Origin of the sequence: Haloferula helveola, from assembly GCF_037076345.1 — a bacterium.
Classification (GTDB): Bacteria; Verrucomicrobiota; Verrucomicrobiia; order Verrucomicrobiales; family Akkermansiaceae; genus Haloferula; species Haloferula helveola.
Map to the genome: position 1 here is coordinate 4887161 of NZ_AP024702.1, position 16440 is coordinate 4903600.

14 protein-coding genes and 1 tRNA gene are annotated in these 16440 nt (G+C 62.3%); 12 read left to right on the plus strand and 3 right to left on the minus strand.

What is annotated here, in order from left to right:
- Positions 1-11: 11 nt before the first annotated feature.
- Both HAHE_RS18530 and HAHE_RS18535 read left to right on the plus strand, forming a co-directional pair.
- Entirely contained in the window at positions 12-1178 is a 1167-nt protein-coding gene (locus tag HAHE_RS18530; protein ID WP_338686553.1) for a Gfo/Idh/MocA family oxidoreductase, read from the plus strand.
- 14 nt (positions 1179-1192) lie between these two features.
- A complete protein-coding gene (locus HAHE_RS18535) occupies positions 1193-2062 on the plus strand; it encodes a ThuA domain-containing protein (RefSeq protein WP_338686555.1) in 870 nt (289 codons plus the stop codon).
- On the opposite strand, the gene HAHE_RS18540 is transcribed toward HAHE_RS18535, so the two are convergent.
- Both HAHE_RS18540 and HAHE_RS18545 read right to left on the minus strand, forming a co-directional pair.
- Positions 2046-2999: a hypothetical protein gene (locus HAHE_RS18540; protein WP_338686557.1), complete on the minus strand. Its 954-nt coding sequence runs from the start codon at positions 2997-2999 to the stop codon at positions 2046-2048. The two genes, HAHE_RS18535 and HAHE_RS18540, sit on opposite strands and share 17 nt — an antisense overlap.
- Positions 3000-3039: 40 nt before the next feature.
- The gene (locus HAHE_RS18545) at positions 3040-4062 is read right to left on the minus strand and encodes a YHYH protein (protein ID WP_338686559.1); all 1023 of its coding nucleotides are present in this window, start codon (positions 4060-4062) and stop codon (positions 3040-3042) included.
- Between the two features lie 155 nt (positions 4063-4217).
- Between HAHE_RS18545 and HAHE_RS18550 the strand changes: the two genes are divergently transcribed.
- From HAHE_RS18550 to HAHE_RS18595, 10 genes are all read left to right on the plus strand, one after another.
- A complete protein-coding gene (locus tag HAHE_RS18550) occupies positions 4218-4787 on the plus strand; it encodes a hypothetical protein (RefSeq protein WP_338686561.1) in 570 nt (189 codons plus the stop codon).
- 82 nt (positions 4788-4869) lie between these two features.
- Positions 4870-5781, plus strand: coding sequence for an alpha/beta fold hydrolase (locus HAHE_RS18555; protein ID WP_338686563.1), 912 nt, complete (start codon positions 4870-4872; stop codon positions 5779-5781).
- Between the two features lie 58 nt (positions 5782-5839).
- Positions 5840-6574: a hypothetical protein gene (locus HAHE_RS18560; RefSeq protein ID WP_338686565.1), complete on the plus strand. Its 735-nt coding sequence runs from the start codon at positions 5840-5842 to the stop codon at positions 6572-6574.
- A gap of 628 nt (positions 6575-7202) precedes the next feature.
- Positions 7203-8012, plus strand: coding sequence for a hypothetical protein (locus HAHE_RS18565; protein WP_338686567.1), 810 nt, complete (start codon positions 7203-7205; stop codon positions 8010-8012).
- Positions 8013-8023: 11 nt separating this feature from the next.
- Positions 8024-8620: a 16S rRNA (guanine(966)-N(2))-methyltransferase RsmD gene (gene rsmD, locus HAHE_RS18570; RefSeq protein ID WP_338686569.1), complete on the plus strand. Its 597-nt coding sequence runs from the start codon at positions 8024-8026 to the stop codon at positions 8618-8620.
- A gap of 11 nt (positions 8621-8631) precedes the next feature.
- Complete coding sequence (locus HAHE_RS18575; protein WP_338686571.1) at positions 8632-9906, plus strand: 3-deoxy-D-manno-octulosonic acid transferase; 1275 nt, start codon at positions 8632-8634, stop codon at positions 9904-9906.
- A 51-nt stretch (positions 9907-9957) separates the two neighbouring features.
- Entirely contained in the window at positions 9958-11562 is a 1605-nt protein-coding gene (locus tag HAHE_RS18580) for a hypothetical protein (RefSeq protein WP_338686573.1), read from the plus strand.
- Positions 11563-11631: 69 nt separating this feature from the next.
- A complete protein-coding gene (locus HAHE_RS18585; protein WP_338686575.1) occupies positions 11632-13038 on the plus strand; it encodes an MBL fold metallo-hydrolase in 1407 nt (468 codons plus the stop codon).
- Positions 13039-13112: 74 nt separating this feature from the next.
- Positions 13113-13187, plus strand: a tRNA-Val gene (locus HAHE_RS18590).
- A 432-nt stretch (positions 13188-13619) separates the two neighbouring features.
- Positions 13620-15080, plus strand: coding sequence for an MFS transporter (locus HAHE_RS18595; protein WP_338686577.1), 1461 nt, complete (start codon positions 13620-13622; stop codon positions 15078-15080).
- Here HAHE_RS18595 and HAHE_RS18600 read toward each other — a convergent pair.
- The gene (locus tag HAHE_RS18600) at positions 15077-16282 is read right to left on the minus strand and encodes a substrate-binding domain-containing protein (RefSeq protein ID WP_338686579.1); all 1206 of its coding nucleotides are present in this window, start codon (positions 16280-16282) and stop codon (positions 15077-15079) included. The two genes, HAHE_RS18595 and HAHE_RS18600, sit on opposite strands and share 4 nt — an antisense overlap.
- Positions 16283-16440: the final 158 nt, after the last annotated feature.

The window sequence follows — 16440 nt, forward strand, 5'->3', positions numbered from 1 at the left end:
TTTCCAGACCCATGTCCGCATTCAAACGCAAGATCCGATTTGGAATGGTCGGTGGAGGCCGTGGCGCCTTCATCGGAGCCGTTCACCGCATTGCCGCCGGCATCGACGGTCAGCTCGAGCTGGTCTGCGGCGCCTTCTCGTCCGACCCCCAGCGCTCGAAGGATTCGGGTGCCGACCTCTTCCTTCCTCCGGACCGCTGCTACGGCAGCTTCGAGGAGATGATGGAGAAGGAAGCGGCGCTTCCCGAAGACCAGCGAATGGATTTCGTGGCGATCGTGACGCCCAATCATGTCCACTTCCCGGCGGCCAAGGCGGCTCTGGAGGCCGGCTTCCACGTTCTCTCGGACAAGCCGGCGACCTTCGATCTGGCCGAGGCAAAGGAGCTGAAGGGCATCATCGAAAAGAGCGGCAAGCTCTACGGACTAACCCACAACTACACCGGCTACCCGCTGATCAAGGAGGCGCGCGACATGGTGGCGTCCGGCAAGCTCGGCAAGATTCGCAAGGTGGTGGTCGAGTATCCGCAGGGATGGCTCGCCACCAAACTTGAGGATTCCGACCAGAAGCAGGCGGCATGGCGGACCGATCCGAAGCGTTCCGGCGCGGCGGGCTGCATCGGTGACATCGGCACGCACGCCGAGAACCTCGCCGAGTACGTCACCGGCCTGAAAATCTCCGAACTCGCCGCGGACATTACCGCGTTCGTTCCGGGCCGCGCGCTCGATGACGACGGCAACGTTTTGCTTCGTTTCGAAGGCGGCGCGAAGGGCGTGCTCCACGCCTCCCAGATCAGCGTGGGCGAGGAGAACAACCTGAACCTCCGCGTCTATGGCGAAAAGGGTGGCATCGAGTGGCACCAGAATGAGCCGAACACGATGCTGGTGAAGTGGCTCGACCAGCCGATGCAGGTCTACCGCACCGCCAACGGTTACCTCGGCGCCAACGCCGCGTCGGCGAGCCGCACGCCTCCGTCGCACCCCGAGGGCTACCTCGAGGCGTTTGCGAACATCTACAAGAACTTCGCCAACCACGTGCGCGCCGTTGCCGACGGAGTCGAGCCCGAGGAAACCGCGACCGACTATCCGAAGATCGACGACGGCATCCGCGGGATGGCCTTCATTGAAGCGGTGGTGGCATCGTCGAATGCCAATGCCGCATGGACGTCCCTCGACGCCTGACACTCCGACCCATCATGAAAAGCTCCATCCTCCTGCCCCTCGGCCTTTGTCTGGCAGCCGGCCTCATCGCGTGGGCGCCCAAGAAGGAGTCTCCTCCGGACGGCGCGCTTGAAAAGATCAAGGCGGCGATTCCGGACGAGGCCTATGCCAAGCCGAAGAAGGCTCGCAAGATTCTGGTGTTCTCGAAGACCGCGGGTTTCCGCCACGCGTCGATCGCGACCGGCAAGGTGGCGTTGACCGAGCTCGGCAAGGATACCGGAGCTTTCGAGGCGGTGGTCAGCGACGACTTCTCCAACTTCGAGCCCGGCAAGATCGACGAGTTCGACGCGATCGTGTTCCTCAGCACGACCCAGAACGCGTTCAAGGGAGCGACCGACGAGAAGGAGCTTCAGGACAGCCTGATGGCATTCATCGAGGGCGGGAAGGGCTTCGTCGGCATCCACGCCGCGACCGACACCTTCTACAACTGGCCGAAGTACGGCGAGATGATGAACGGCTACTTCAACGGTCACCCTTGGGGTGCCGGAGCGCAGGTGCATATCTATGTCGAACCCGGCAAGGAGAAGCACCCGCTGGTGGCGATGTTCGAAGGCGATCCGGTCGAGTTCAAAGAGGAGATCTACCAGTTCAAGGATCCCTATGACTCGGGCAAGGTGGAGATGCTGCTGCGCCTGAATCCCGAGAAGAGCCAGAAGGTGGGGGGCATGAAGCGCGACGACAACGACTACGGCGTCGCGTGGGCCCGGCACTGGGGCGAGGGCCGCGTGTTCTACTGCTCACTCGGGCACAATCACGACATGTACTGGCACCCCAAGGTGCTGCGTCACTATCTCGCCGGCATCCAGTGGGCGCTCGGCGATTACGAGGTCAAGGTGTCGAAGTAGGTTCTTCGGGAGGACGGACAACGCGAGGGCGCGGTCGCCGTGGTGTGCCACTGTTGGAAGGCGGGGCGGGTTGCGGAGACGCTTGGGCTGGGCGTGGCGGCGGCTTGGGCATCGCTTCCCGTCCGGTTTCCGCCTCGTCGAGAGCCCGCTTGTCGATGGAGATGGTCCGGACCGAATACTTCGGATCGAGTTCTTCGACGATGCGCTCGATTTGTTTCTGAACGAGTCTCGAGCCGTAGAACGGCCCCGACCCTGGCCCTCCGCCGGTATGAGTTTCGAGCAGTACTAGCTCCCCTTTGCTGAGCAGAAAGGAAGGGTGTCCGGAATCACCGGCGACCAGATGCTTGCGGCGATTGGATGAAATCCTGGAGTCGAATCTAAAAACCAAGCCCTGGGAATAGACCGAGCCAATTTGGTGAAAGTAGAGGCTGCGTTTTTGTTCGGTGACCAAAGCCACGGCGCCGACCAATGAGGCTCCATCCTGTTCGCCGAGAGCTGGAAGCGGGTAGGTTCTGATGGAAGCCGGGAGCGGGGAATCGAGCAGTCCGACTGCGACGTCGCCTCCGACTCCACGGTCTTTGAATGAAATGATGCGCTCCACGGTCCGGGCATGCCGCTTTCCGGTGCGGTCATGGAATACGAGCTTCTGGCCGACCTTGCGCGTGTAGTGGGCGGCCATGACCACGTGGCGCGGGGTGATCACGGTGGCGGTGTTCGACCGGTCCCACGCGACTCCGGTGAGATCAAGCTTCCATGTCCAGCCTTGGCTCCAGAGCACGGGCCCGTTGGGCTGATAGCTGCGGAAGAGCTTTGAGCCTCCCTCCGCTTCGAGGGCGAGCTTGGTCAGGCTGAGATCCGGGTGGTGCGGGGCGCCGACATCCCTGCCGGTTGAACAGGCGGCGACGGCAATGCTCAGAATGCATGCGATCCGAATCACGGGGGAAGAGTCGCCCGAACCGTCCGGTTTGTAAACCGCATCATCGACGGCCCGGGGGCGGTCCTTCCGGAGGATTGCCGTGAGGCGGATGGCCGAAAGGAGGGCGTCTGTCGGACCCGGGTGGAGGACCCTGCGGACGGCCTCCCCCGACAGGTGGTCCGCCCCCCGGAGGTCCTCCGCGCTGTCCGCCGCCGGGTCCGCCTTTCATGAACGTCCGGTTCGGCTCACCACGGAAGAGGCGCGGGATGAACGGATAGTCCTCGGAGAGGATGTAGTGGTAGCTGCCTTCGGGGAACTCCGGCGTCACCCCGAAGCGGCCGTTGCACTCGTCCAGATCTCCCAAGCCGTCGACGTATTCGTAGTCCGATGTGTAGGTGCCGTCGTGCTTTCCCCGAGGTGCTGCCGACCCCTGCCGCGTGCCCTGCTTCAGCCGGTAGCTGGAGCGGACCTTGACGACCCCGCTTTTGGCATCCTTCGGGTCCTTGTATCCGTACAAGCCGTAGATCGGAAATCCGTCGGCGGCCCAACCGACGAGAGTCATTTGTTGCTTGCCGCCGGAGAGCCGTTCGAAGAGTCCGCTCGGCAGGCCGTGGTAGTGATAGGCACCGGTGGGCTGGACGTGGGCGTGGTGGTCGTCGAGTCCGAGATCCACCGCGCCGCCGAGTGCCTCGTAGTTCCAATCGGAACTCCGGTCGTTTCGATAGTACTCGGCAGTCGCCGGATCAAAGACGACGCCATTGAGGGCCACCCCGAAAAGGTTGTGTCCGACAGCAGTACCCCGGCTGCTGACCTCCGGCTTCACCGGAATCTCGAAACTGTAGCTTTGCTCGGTGATCGAGTTCGGATTGTTGCGGCTGGGGAACTGTCCGGTGTCGTGATCGGGGATCCCGTTCGACTGGATGATCCGGCGTTTGCCGGCAACACGGATCGAGACCTGGTTGCGGGCCGGGGGATCGGTGTGAGCCTGCTTGAGGTCAAGGTCGTCATTGTGGACCGACGCTTCGTGATTGGGGTGCGCGGCCAGCGGCAGGGCAAAAAGGAGGAGCAGGGGGAAGGGTTTCATCGGTCAAAGCTCGTCGGGTTTTGTAAAGAAATGATGGGGGCCTTGAAAAGAGGCGAAATCGCCGGATGGAGTTTCATGCAACGAAATCTCCACAATCCATTCCTTGGGCCACAGACGCCGGGCGCCACTGTAGGAATATGAGGGAATTGGCATTCATGCTTGGGTTCGTGGCGCTTCCCGCATCGGCGGAAGTGAAGATTCACGATCCTGTCGTCAGTGTGCTGGCCAAGCCTTACGGAATCGAAAAGCGGATCCGGCTCGCTTCGATCGATGCGTTGCACTTCGGTCCCGACGGGAAGTCACGAATGGTGCTGACTCTGGAGAGTTCCGGGGTGAAGGAGGTCACGCTCAACCGACCGGCGTTCCGGGTCGAGTGCGGCGATGCCTCCGGCAAGCGGGAGACCCTCGGTGAACTGCAGGTTGGCCAGATCGTATTCCCGGTCACCGATGGGAACGAGGTCGTCCGACGGAGCTACGTCGTGGAACTGCGGAGCGAGCTTTCCGGAGCCGAGTTTACGAGGAAGATTCGCGAAGCGGCCGGTGCGGGTCGGCCGATCCGATTCATCGGCAGGTCGGACATGGTGGTGCGGTCGGATGGTGCGGAAGATTTCAGCCGAGGCGGGCTGAAGCTCGAATTGTCCGGAACGACCCGCCTTGGTCGAAGCTTCAAGCCGATGTGGCATTCCAGTGTGAAAAAGCTCCCCGCATGCGGACTCAAGCGTTGAGCGGCCTTTCATTTCCCTTGCGTGCCAGGCGAATCCCGCGTCCGTGTGAGGCGTGATTGGAAAGGGGAGCAGGTGGTTGGCAATGTCCGCGCTCGTTGCGGCGGTGCTGATTTCTCTTCCGTCCTGTGGCGGACTCCAGTCATACGGGGAGGCCATTGCCGGAGTTCCTCCGGAGCGCTTCATTGAAGTCGGAGACCAGCATGTCCATATCCGGCGATGGGGAAACCGAGGCCAGCCTCTGGTGCTGCTGCACGGCTTGGGAACGTCCACCTTCACCTTCCGCGAGCTCGGACCAATTCTCGGCAAGACGCGCAAGGTTGTTGCGATCGACTTGAACGGCTTCGGGCTCACCGAGCGGCCGGAAGCTTCCGACGCGTACTCTCTGGCAGGGCAGGCGGCAATGGTGTGTGGCGTGCTGGACGAGCTGGGGATCCGCGAGGCGGACTGGGTCGGGCACTCATACAGCGGCTATCTCTCGATGAGAATCGCGAGAGATTCCCCGGAGCGCGTGCGCCGGTTGGTGCTGGTGAGCCCGGCGCTGCGGATGGAAGTCGCCCCTGACAGCTTCATTCGCTCCCGAGTGCTGCGTGAGGCCGTCTACCCCGGGCTGCGGCTCATTCTCGATGACAAGCGGCGGTTCAGGGCGCTTCTCGAGCCGGCCTATCATCGGAAGGAGGTTCTCACCGACGACGTCCTTGAGACCTACCGACAGCAGTTGCGGATCGAAGGGCTTCACGACGCCTATCGTGGGTTCGGGGCATCCTTGGATGACTTGAGTCGCGACCGGGTCGAGATCGCGGAGATCGACATGCCCGTTCGGGTGATCGCGGGCAGACACGACGCCATTATTCCCCTGCAGGCCCTGAAGACCTCGCTGGCGGAATCGAAGGGTCGTGTGGAGCTTCGGGTGCTCGAATCCAGCGGCCATAGCGCCCCTGAAGAGCAGCCGGAAGCGTTGGCTGTCGAGATATCGGACTTTCTCGACCGACGCTGAGCTGCGCCCGATTGCCGCTTGTTTTTCCTCGGTTCCGGCCACAGCCTCCGCCTTGTTCATGAAGTTCCCCGCCATCCTCGTCCCCGCACTGATCGGTTCAATTGTCCTGCACGCTGCGGAAGTCCCGAAGGCACTGAGCTATTTGCCTGCCAATGAGTTCGTGAAGGGAGCGACCACCGTGGTCGTGCCTCCCGCCGAACTCGACAAGTATGTCGCGATGGTCGAGGAAGCCGCCCGGAAGGATCCGGACTGGTTCGAGGAGCATCAGAAGAAGGCGCCTCCGGGCGTGCCGCTGCCCTTTGATCCGAAGCTCGGTCTGACCAAGGAGCAGTATGACGAGTATCTGGAACTCTGGGGCAAACGGGAGTTCAAGGCTGTAGATGCCGTGATTCTCCAGCTGAAGGAAGGGAGCGACAAGAAGTGGGCGATTACGGTCGTCATGCCGAATAGCGACGGCTCCAGCCCGATTTCGACTCTCAAGTATGACCCGGAAGCCGACGCTTTTGTTTCACCGAACGGCACGCTGAAGCGACTTGAGGACGTCAATGCCGACAAGAACAGTATCCTCGGCGAGTGGAGCGGACATGAGTGGAAGTTCGAAGAGGAAACACCGCTTGGGAAGACCAAGGAGAATTTCGCCATCGGCAAGACCGGTGACGGGAAATTCGGTCTGCTCGTCTATCGCATGCAGGAGGTCTCCTCCGAGGGTACGAGGCTTTTCGACAAGAGTCTCGTGATCCGCTTCCCATTGGGTGAGGCGGGTATCCTGAAAGTTCCCGCACCGAAGCGGTGAGATGAACCGGCGTCGGCAGCGCCGACGACGCCTGAAGGCGCTCGGAGTGGTTATCCTGCTGCTGCCGGTCGCGCTTTTCCTGCTCATCCAGATCCTTCTCGCCACCCCTTGGGTGAAGGAGGAGGCGTGCAAGCGGCTTGAGAAGCGGTTGGGCACGGACGTCTCGATCGATGCGCTCTCGTGGACTCCGTGGAACGGATTTCAAATCGTAGGTTTGGAGGTCGCCTCGCCGCCCGGCCTGCGATCCACGGATCCGGTCCTCGAAGTCGGGTCGATCCGCATCTGGCCTCACTACGCGGCCTTGGCCACCGGGGACTTGGGGATCCGAGGAGTGGATATCGATCGCCCGGAGTTTCATCTCAGCGTCGACCTGCTGATCCTGCTAATGGGATCGGAAGCTGCACCTCCGGTTTCACCGCCAGCTGTCGTCCAACGCATCCCTTCGCCGACACCAGCTGTGCCGCCCGGCTCGCCCGGCCCGCCCGGCCCGCCCGGACCGCCCGGACCTGCCGCGTCGGCCCCTCCGGCGGCGGTCGAAGGGAGCGAGCCCTCTCCGGGTGTGTCCGAAGTCGGTCCGGAACCGGTGGTCGAATCCGCCCCTCCGACGCCGGAGCGTGATCCGATTTGGGTGAAGATCAGCAACGGTCGAGCAGATGTCAGTGGTGGGAGGCGCGGCGAGTCCTTGGTCAGTTTTCGGGACATCGACCTTGTTCTTCCTGTCGGGGGTTCCGGGGAGGGCTTCGGATCGGCTACCGTCGCGATTGGCCAAGGAGAATTGTTTCAAACGGATGTTAAGCTTGGGGTCGAGGGTGAGGCTCTAGGTCTCCGGCTGTATTATTTGAATCAATCGGAAGAAAGTTTGCAAATAACTGGAAGTCTGTCGGTTAAACTAATCCAAGGATTGCCTTTTCTGGCCGGGTTCTCGGTTCGATGTCCGGACACAAAGAAGTGGTCCGACGCCGACCGGTTGAAGGCCACCACCGGTTCATTCGAAGGTTTGATTCAAGCGGGAGGATGGGGAACTTCTCCCTCAAGCTGGTCCGGATTGGCTCGTGTGGTGGGTGCGGATGTTGAGGTCGCTTCGTCCTCTGTGGCGGTTCGATTTGATCGGGTGGATGGCAGCTTCCTGTTGAGGCAAGGGACGCTCCAATGTCCGGATCTGCGTCTGATCGGGGACCAGGTGTCGCTGCTGGGAAATGGTTGGGCGAACCAAGGCGGTGCCGCGGCAGTGACGCGCGTGGTGATTCCATGCTCCGCCAAGGATCTGGTGGCGAGCCGGATCGGCCACGGCGAGTACGCGGTGCGGTTCGGATCGCTCGGCGCTGGCGATCGCTGTTTCACGGACCTTTCGGCATGGTGGACGCCCGAGGGGGTGGAGCTTGAATTGGGGGACGGCGGGTCGGTTGTGCCGTTGGCCGAGATTCTGGAAGCCAGGTAGTTGCCGACGCGATGCTTGCGGCGCTGCCTCCCGGGTGGCAAGGGAAGGGCGTGAGGATCATTGCGGGAACGGCAGGGCGCAGGGCCATCCGGGTGCCGAAGGGGGAGACCCGGCCGTCGACGGACTTCGTGCGTCAGGCTTTGTTCTCGATCCTCGGGCCGCGCGTCGAAGAAGCGCGATGTCTCGACCTGTTCGCGGGGTCCGGAGCCTTGGGTCTCGAGGCGCTCAGCCGGGGGGCGGCGAGCTGTGTATTTGTCGACGAAAGCCGCGCGGCGGAGCGGGTGCTTGGAGAAAATCTGGCGGCCTGTCGGCTCGCAGGCGGATCGGTGGTTCGCGCTGACGTTCATCGATGGCTGCGACGGGAGCGGGGGATCTATGATCTGGTCTTCGCGGATCCTCCGTATGCGAAATCCCTCATCGATCGCGATCACCTCGGCGAGATGTTCGCTGCCGGGACCTTGCCGGAACGGGTCGTGCCGGGCGGAATTCTCGTGGTCGAGCAGCCGGCCGAGGCGGATGCGCGGGTGCCGGACGGATTCGAGCTTCTCGAGCACAGGTGCTACGGCGGGTGTGCCATCCTGCTTTACGCTCGCGAAGGGGATTCCTAGCCTGCGCCGCGATGTCGTGGCCGATCCTCCTCTACCGTCTGCTGCTGCCGGCCTACGTGCTGGCGGCATTTCCCGGATGGCTGTGGAAGATGGGGCGGCGCGGTGGGTTCGGCACCGGCTTGTCGGAACGGCTTGGGCTCTACCGCGGTGACGCCGAATTCGAGCATGCCGGCGCGGTCCATGTCCATGCGGTCAGCGTTGGCGAGACACTGCTGGCTTTGAAGTTGATCCGCGCGTGGCGCGAGCGGGATCCCGAACGTCAGATCGTGCTGGCGGTTGCGACCGCTACCGGTCACGCGGTCGGTGTCGAAGGTGCGCCCGAAGGGGTTCGGGTCGTTTACCAGCCGATCGATTTTCGGATCTGTGTGGATCGCTATCTTTCCCGCTTCGAGCCTGCGGCGGTGATGCTTGTGGAGGGTGAAATGTGGCCGAACCTGATGCTCCGCTGCGAGGCTTCCGGAATTCCGGTGAGTTTGGTCAACGCACGGATGTCGCCACGCTCGCGCCGGCGGTTCCGCAAGTTCGCGTCGTTGGTGCGACCGGTATTCTCACGGCTGGATCGGGTGGCCCTTCAGGAGGAAGCTGACGCGGCGCTTTGGGAGGTTCTCGGGGTTCCTTCCGAAAAGGTCCGCTGCACAGGCAGTCTGAAGTTCGACTCCACCGGAGCAGCGCTTCCCCAACAGCGACCCGAATTCGCCGAGATGATCCGTGTCTGTTCCGGCGGGCGGGAGGTGGTGTTGGCCGCGAGCACCCACGCCGGTGAGGAGGAGTTGGTTGCTGCGGCCGTGCGGGAGGCCGGGGCGTTTCCACTCATCGTGCCGCGTCACGCGGAGCGGAGGTGGGAGGTGACCCAGGCGCTTGAGAAGGCGGGCTTCAAGGTGGTGCTCCGTTCCGCTTTCGCTCCGCCGGAGGTGAACGAGGATGTCGTGCTGGTGGTCGATTCGACCGGGGAACTCCGGGACTGGACCGCTCATGCCGACGCCGTGGTGATCGGAAAGAGTTTTCTCGGGGTCGGCGGTCAAAGTCCGGCGGAGGCGGTTCTTGCGGGAGTGCCCGTCGTTTTCGGCCCGCACATGGAGAATTTCGAGCCTCTGGCCACCCAAATGTCCGATTCCGGAGGCGTCATCCGGGTGCCCGAAACCGGAGATCTGTCCGAGGGCATCCGCAGGGCATTGGTTGGAAATGTCGCTCCCGACAAGGCGAGGGGCTGCCTGCAGGCCCATCAGGGAGCGGCGGCGCGGACGCTCGATTGGGTTGAGGAAGGCCTGCCGGATTGCTGTCGGTAAAGATGCAATCACAGGTTTGTCATCGTCGCCGAGAAAGGTAGCATCGCGGGCGTGAGCGAAGGTTCTGACAAACCCGAGGATTTGCTGTCCGCCCTGGATCTTGGTCCGGCATGGGCCCGGAGTGACGCGCCGTCGAAGAAGTACGACGACCACCGGGGTGAGGATCCCGGCGACCGCCGTGGACGCGGCGGGCGTGGTGGACGGGACGGCGGACGCGGTGGTCGCGACGGTGGACGCGGTCGTCGTGAAGGCGGAGGTCGTGGTGAGGGCGGCGGGCGTCGCGAAGGAGGAGGCTTTCGTGGAGGCAAGGGCGGACGTGGCCCGCAGGGGCAACGCGGTCGCGAAGGAGGACCACGCGATCTTCCCGCGCCGGCAGACGGAGTGAGGGTCACTGTCATTCCCAACATCGAATCGGTGCATCTCATCGTGAAGGAGATCCACCACCGCGCCCGGGTCTATTCGCTATTCGATCTCGCACAGTTGTTTCTCGGGTCACGCGAACGCTACCGCCTCGAGGTGAAGGTCGATCCGAAGCGTCCCGCGCTTTTCCACGGCAAGAAGGACGACTGCCTGTTCCTGACGAAAGAGGAGGCGGCCGCTTACTTCTTCCAGTCCGACGGCTTCGCCGACTTTTACGAAAGCGAGGAGATCGAAACCGAACCGCCGAGCGGCAACTTCCAGGTCGTGGCGCGTTGCGGGATCTCCGGTGAGTGGCTCGGGCCGCCGAACTTCCACAGCTATCAGGCGAACCTGCGACGCCTGCATCGCGAGCGTTTCTCGAACATGCCGTTCGACCGCTACGCCGCGAAGGTTCGCACCGAGCGCGGTGAGGAGGCGGTGAACGAGTGGCTTGAAACGATGAAGAAGCGGGTCCGTTGGCGTCCGGTCGGCGGTGATGACGACGCATGGACATTCGACCGTGCCGAGATCGAAAGGGACTTCATCACGCGCGGTTTCTCCGAAGCCTTCGAAGAAGTGCATCAGACCGAGCTTCCGGGTGACGTTTCGGCGAGGGCCGTGTCCGAAGGGGTTCTTGCCGCGATCCGCATCGCGGGGAGTCACGCGCGGCGTCATCCCGCGATGATCATTCCGACGATCTGCCGGATGCTCGAGTCCGACCATCTCGCGATCTTCAAGAAGCAGGGCAAACTCTTCTGCGGGCCGGCCCGTCCCCATCCGCTCGTCAACTTCGACGAGCTCTCGGAGCGTCCGGCGGCGATCGTGCGCTGGCTTGACGCCAATCCCGACTCGAAGCTCGAACAGCTTTGGAAAGCCGTGCTGCCGGAGGGCGTCGAGGAGCCGCCGAAGGAGTGGTTGGTGGATCTCTTCTGGTTGCTCACCCAAGGTCACGTTCTCCTGTTCTCCGACAGCACTCTCGTGCTTCCGAAGAAGCGTGCGGGCGGCGAGGGGCAGCCCTCCAAGAAAGCCAAAAAGAAGAAGGCGAAGCCGGCGGCCGAAAAGCCGCCCGCCGCGAAGAAGAAGGGCGGACGCAAGGCCCGCGACCGCAAGGCGAGCGTGCCGCCCCACGCGGCGACCGTGCGCAAGATCACCCGCATGAAGTCGGGAGGATTGAAGAAGCTTCGCGGCAAGGAACGCCTCTGGGGCCGACGTCTCGCGCGTCGCGAGCGGATCGATTCGCTCGGCGACGAGGATTGATCCGGATCCGTCGGCAGGCCTTCCAGATTCTCCTTTTCCAAGGGGAGAGGCTGGTCGATGTTAGGCGGTATGAAACTCAAATTCTGTGGTGCCGCCGGTACCACCACCGGCTCGCAGCATCTCCTCGAAGTCAACGGCAAGCGGATCCTCCTCGATTGCGGTTTGTATCAAGGCCGGCGGCATGAGTCGTATGAGGTCAACTGCTGCTTTCCGCACTTCGATCCGGCCGATATCGACATCGTGGTCCTGTCCCACGCGCACATCGACCACAGCGGCAATCTTCCCAATCTCAGCCGGAAGGGTTTCACCGGAAACATCTACGCCACTTTCGCGACGCGTGACCTCTGCACGATCATGCTCGCCGACAGCGCCCACATCCAGGAGCAGGATGTCGAGTGGCTGAACAAGCGACGGGCCAAGGATGGCGAACCGCCGGTCGAACCGCTCTACTCGAAAGAGGATGCCGAGCGTTGCCTCCGGCAGTTCATCACCGTTGGCTATGAGCGTCCGCTCCCGATCGCCGATGGCGTCACGCTGACCTTCTTCGACGCCGGTCACATTCTCGGAGCGGCCCAGGTGCTGCTCGAGATCACCGACCAGGACGACGGTGGAAAGAAGAAGCGCTTTCTGTTTTCGGGTGATGTCGGCCGGGGCGGCAACGGCATCCTGAATGACCCGGTGAACGTGCCGGATATCGATTTTCTCCTCATGGAGTCGACCTACGGAGGTCGCGAGCACGAGATGCCGGAGGGTGCTGACGAGCACTTTCTCGGGATCCTGCAGCGTGCCTTCGAGAGAGGCGGCAAGGTCATGATCCCGGCGTTCGCGGTCGAGCGCACGCAGCAGGTGCTCTACGTCCTCAACCGGCTGTTCCACGAGAAGCATCTGCCCCACATGCCGGTTTACGTCGACAGTCCGCTCGCCGTCGGAGCGACCGAAATCTTCCGTCTCCACCCCGAGTGCTTCAACGAGGATGTCTACGGATTCATGTTCGAGGACGAGAAGGATCCGTTCGTCTTTGACGGCCTGCGCCTGGTGCGCGCGGTCAGCGAGTCGAAGAAGCTGAACCAGTCCGACCAGCCATGCATCATCATTGCTGCTTCCGGCATGTGTGAGGCAGGACGGATCCGCCATCACCTGAAGAACGGGATCGGTGACTCGAAGAACACCGTCTTCTTTGTCGGTTACTGCGCCGAGAACACGCTCGGGAGGTTCATCCGCGATGGAAAGAAGGAGGTCAGCATCTTTGGCAAACGCTACAAGGTCCGCGCTTCGGTGGAGGCGATCGACTCGTTTTCCGGTCACGCCGACCACTCGGAGTTGCTGGAATATTTCCAAGCGATGAGCGGTCCGAAGTCGAAGGTCTGGCTGATCCACGGTGAGTCGGATCATTCGGAAGCGCTCCGCGATGCCTTGCGCGAGTTCCACGACGGCTCGGTGGACTGCGGGGTTCTCGGCGAGACGGTCGAATTCTGAGCGGAATTCGGTCGACCATCAGGCTTGCATCGGTCTCCGGATTTCCCTAATCCCTCGGCCCCGCAACCGCTCAAGCGCGATTAGCTCAGTGGTAGAGCACATCGTTCACACCGATGGGGTCAGTGGTTCGAACCCACTATCGCGCACCATTTTCCTAGCCGTTGCGACAGAGGCCGACTCGGGCTTCGTAGCTTCACCGTCCTCCCGGGCGAGTGCGTGATTTCAGTCCAAATGGGCCGAAAGTTCACCGTGAGCGAAGATTGAACCCGTTTGGCTGGAACGCTAGTTGGTCAGGTCGTGTCCGTGGTGTGAATCCATCTCGCGCGACATCCAACCCATGAAACCCACACTGCAACTTTCAGGTCCGGCAGCATGTCGGCCGCCTCGGGTATCGGTCGCACGGAAAGCGACCGGTGAGCTTCTGCCGGTTCGGTCCCGTTGAGGGACTTTGGGGGATGGCCGGAGGTTCGAACGAGCCTCCGGCCGCATGGTTTGGAGACTGACAGAAAATCGAGAGGAGGTTTTTCTCCTCAAGCGATCCGGATGATCCGGCGATGAACGGATGGATAAGCGAATTTAGAATGAGCAAGGAACAGAACGGACGACTCGGTTGGGTCGAGCGCATCGGGTACGGCCTCGGGGATTTGGCCTCGAACCTCTACTTCCAGATGTTCAACATGTTCCTGCTCTTCTACTACACCGACGTCTTCGGGATCTCGGCGGCGGCAGTGAGTTGGATCTTCCTGCTGTCGCGGGTGTGGGACGCGGTCAACGACCCGGTGATGGGAGTCATTGCCGACCGGACCCGTACGAGGTGGGGTAGCTTCCGGCCGTTCATTCTCTGGTTCGCCATTCCGTTCGGAGTCGCCGGCTACTTCATGTTCTATTCGCCCGACCTCTCGCCGGGTTGGAAGATCGCTTACGCCGCACTGACCTACACGCTGGTGTCGATGCTCTACACGGCGGTGAACATTCCCTACTCCGGTCTGATGGCGGTGATCAGTCCGTCCTCGGCGGAGCGGGCGAGGGTGTCCTCGATCCGATTCATTTTCGCGTTCCTCGGTGGCTGGGTCATCGTCCAGTTCCTGCCGCCGCTGAAGGAGTCGCTGGGCGGTGGCGACGACGTGATCGGGTTCCGCAATACGATGCTGCTTTTCGCGGCGATGGCGACGATCCTGTTCCTGCTCACCTTCGCGACCACGAAAGAGCGCGTGGCGCCTGAAGCGACGACATCTGACCGAAAACAGCTGGGGGAGGACATCAAGACGCTGGTGACCACCCGGCCCTGGCTGATCCTGGTCTTCGCCGGGCTGATCAACCTGACCGCCGTTGCGATCAAGAACGGATCGAACATCTTTTACTTCAAGTATGTCGTTCCGGGAACGAGCGACGTCGAGGTGGCCAGCTTCGGATCGGGCGGGTGGATGGCGATGATCCTGGGCGTGATGTGCACGGGGTTGCTGATCAAGTTCTTCGAAAAGCGGAAGCTGATCATCTGGCTGACCATCATCGGTGGCATCGGGATGGCGTTGCCGTACTGGATCGATCCGGGTCTGCGGATCACGATGCCGGGAGTCGAGACGGGGGCCTACTCGATCTTCGGGCTTGAGATGACAAGTGTCGTGTTCTTCCCGGAGAACCCGCGTTGGATCTACATCATCAACCTGCTCGGTTCTTTCGCCGCCGGTCCTCCGGTCGCGCTGGTCTGGACGATGTATACCGATGTCGCAGCTTTCATCCGCTGGAAGCACAACCGTCGAATTACGGGACTTGTCGTATCGGCTGCCGTGTTCTCCCAGAAGTTCGGCATGGCGATCGGCGGATGGTTTGCCGGCATGCTGCTCACGTGGTGCGGATTCAAAGCGAACATGGAGCAGACCGATACCTCCAAGCACGGGATCCTGCTCCTGTTCTCGCTGATTCCCGCGGTGCTGATCGTCGGCCAGGGAGTCGCGATGTTCTTCTACCGCCTGACCGACGGTCAGATGCGGGAGATCGAAAAGGAGCTCGATGAACAGGAGGCCGCGTCGGTCCCGGTCTAGGCAGGGTGTTCCTCCGTGCGGAACTTCCGGCGGTAGGCTCGTGGTGAGAGTTTGGTGTCGCGCTTGAAAGCAAGGCTCAGGTTCGAGCTGTTGCAGTAGCCGCACTCGCGTGCGATCGCCTCGATCTTGATGTCGGTCTCGGTGAGCATCCTTTTGGCGTGGTCGATCCGGATCCGTCGGAGTTCGGCCGCGGGCGAACGCTGCAGGTGGGTGCGGAAGGCCTTCTCGAGGCCTCGCTTCGACATCCCGACGTGCTCGCAGACATCCTCGAGGGTCATCGGGGTGCTGAAGGCGGCACGCATCAGCCGAAGGGCCTTGGCCACCCCCGCATGCGGTACGGCGAGAACCTCGGTGCTGCGGCGGTTGACCACGCGCCCGGGCGCGATCAGAAGCGGCGGGGCATCGTCAGCGATCTCTCCGTCCATGCGGCGCTGCAGTTGCTTCGCGGCTTGATAGCCGAGCTCGTCGAGTCGGGTGTCGACACTCGACATCGGCACCGCGAGACAGTCGCAAAGAAACTCGATGTTATCGACGCCGAGTACGGAGATCTCTTCGGGAACATGGATGCCATTTCGAACGCAGACCTCGATCAGGGTCGCGCCGAGGTTGTCCTGTCCGGTGAACACCGCCAGCGGGCGGGGGAGCTTTTCCAGTTGTTCGAGGATCGCCTTTTCGTGGGCGGCCCAGTCGCGGAGCACCTTCGGTCCCGGCTGCCGGATGATGTGAAAGTGATCCTTGTCGACGCCAGACTCCAGAAGCGCCGCGCGGTAGGATGCCTCACGGATCGGGTTCACCTCGACCGCGGGCCAGCGGAAGAAGGCGAAGTGGTGGAAGCCGCGCTTGAGAAAGTGCTCCGCGGCGAGCCGGCCGATCAGCAGGTTGTCGTTGAGGACCCGCGGGACCGTATGCGGCATCTTGGCCACACTGACATCGACCTTCGGCATCGTCAGCGAGTCGATGAAGGGGGCAAGGGTCGGACCGTAGCAGGTGATCGCGCCGTCGCCCGGCCAATTGAAGGGGACATTGCGATCCGAGAAGAGGTAAGGGGAGAGGTGCCAGCCCGCCTGGACCGCGAAACGTGCGATGCCCTTGTAGATGCGGTGGTCGAACCAATCGAAGGCGACGAGGATGCTCGGTTGGTCGGGGGATGGTCCATCGTCGAACTGGGGAAGCTTCGCCCGCGGCCTCTTCTTCGCTGTCATGGCGGACAGCTTGTGCGGAAGTTTGGATTGGCGGCAAGTCAAGAGGGCGCATTTGCAGTGGAAATCATCGGTTTTTGATTGCGAAGTGCGCTTGTTTTGGAGGGGGAATCGGCTTTTGTTCCACAGCGTCAGACCCGCCCAACCTGGCTTCAAACCCT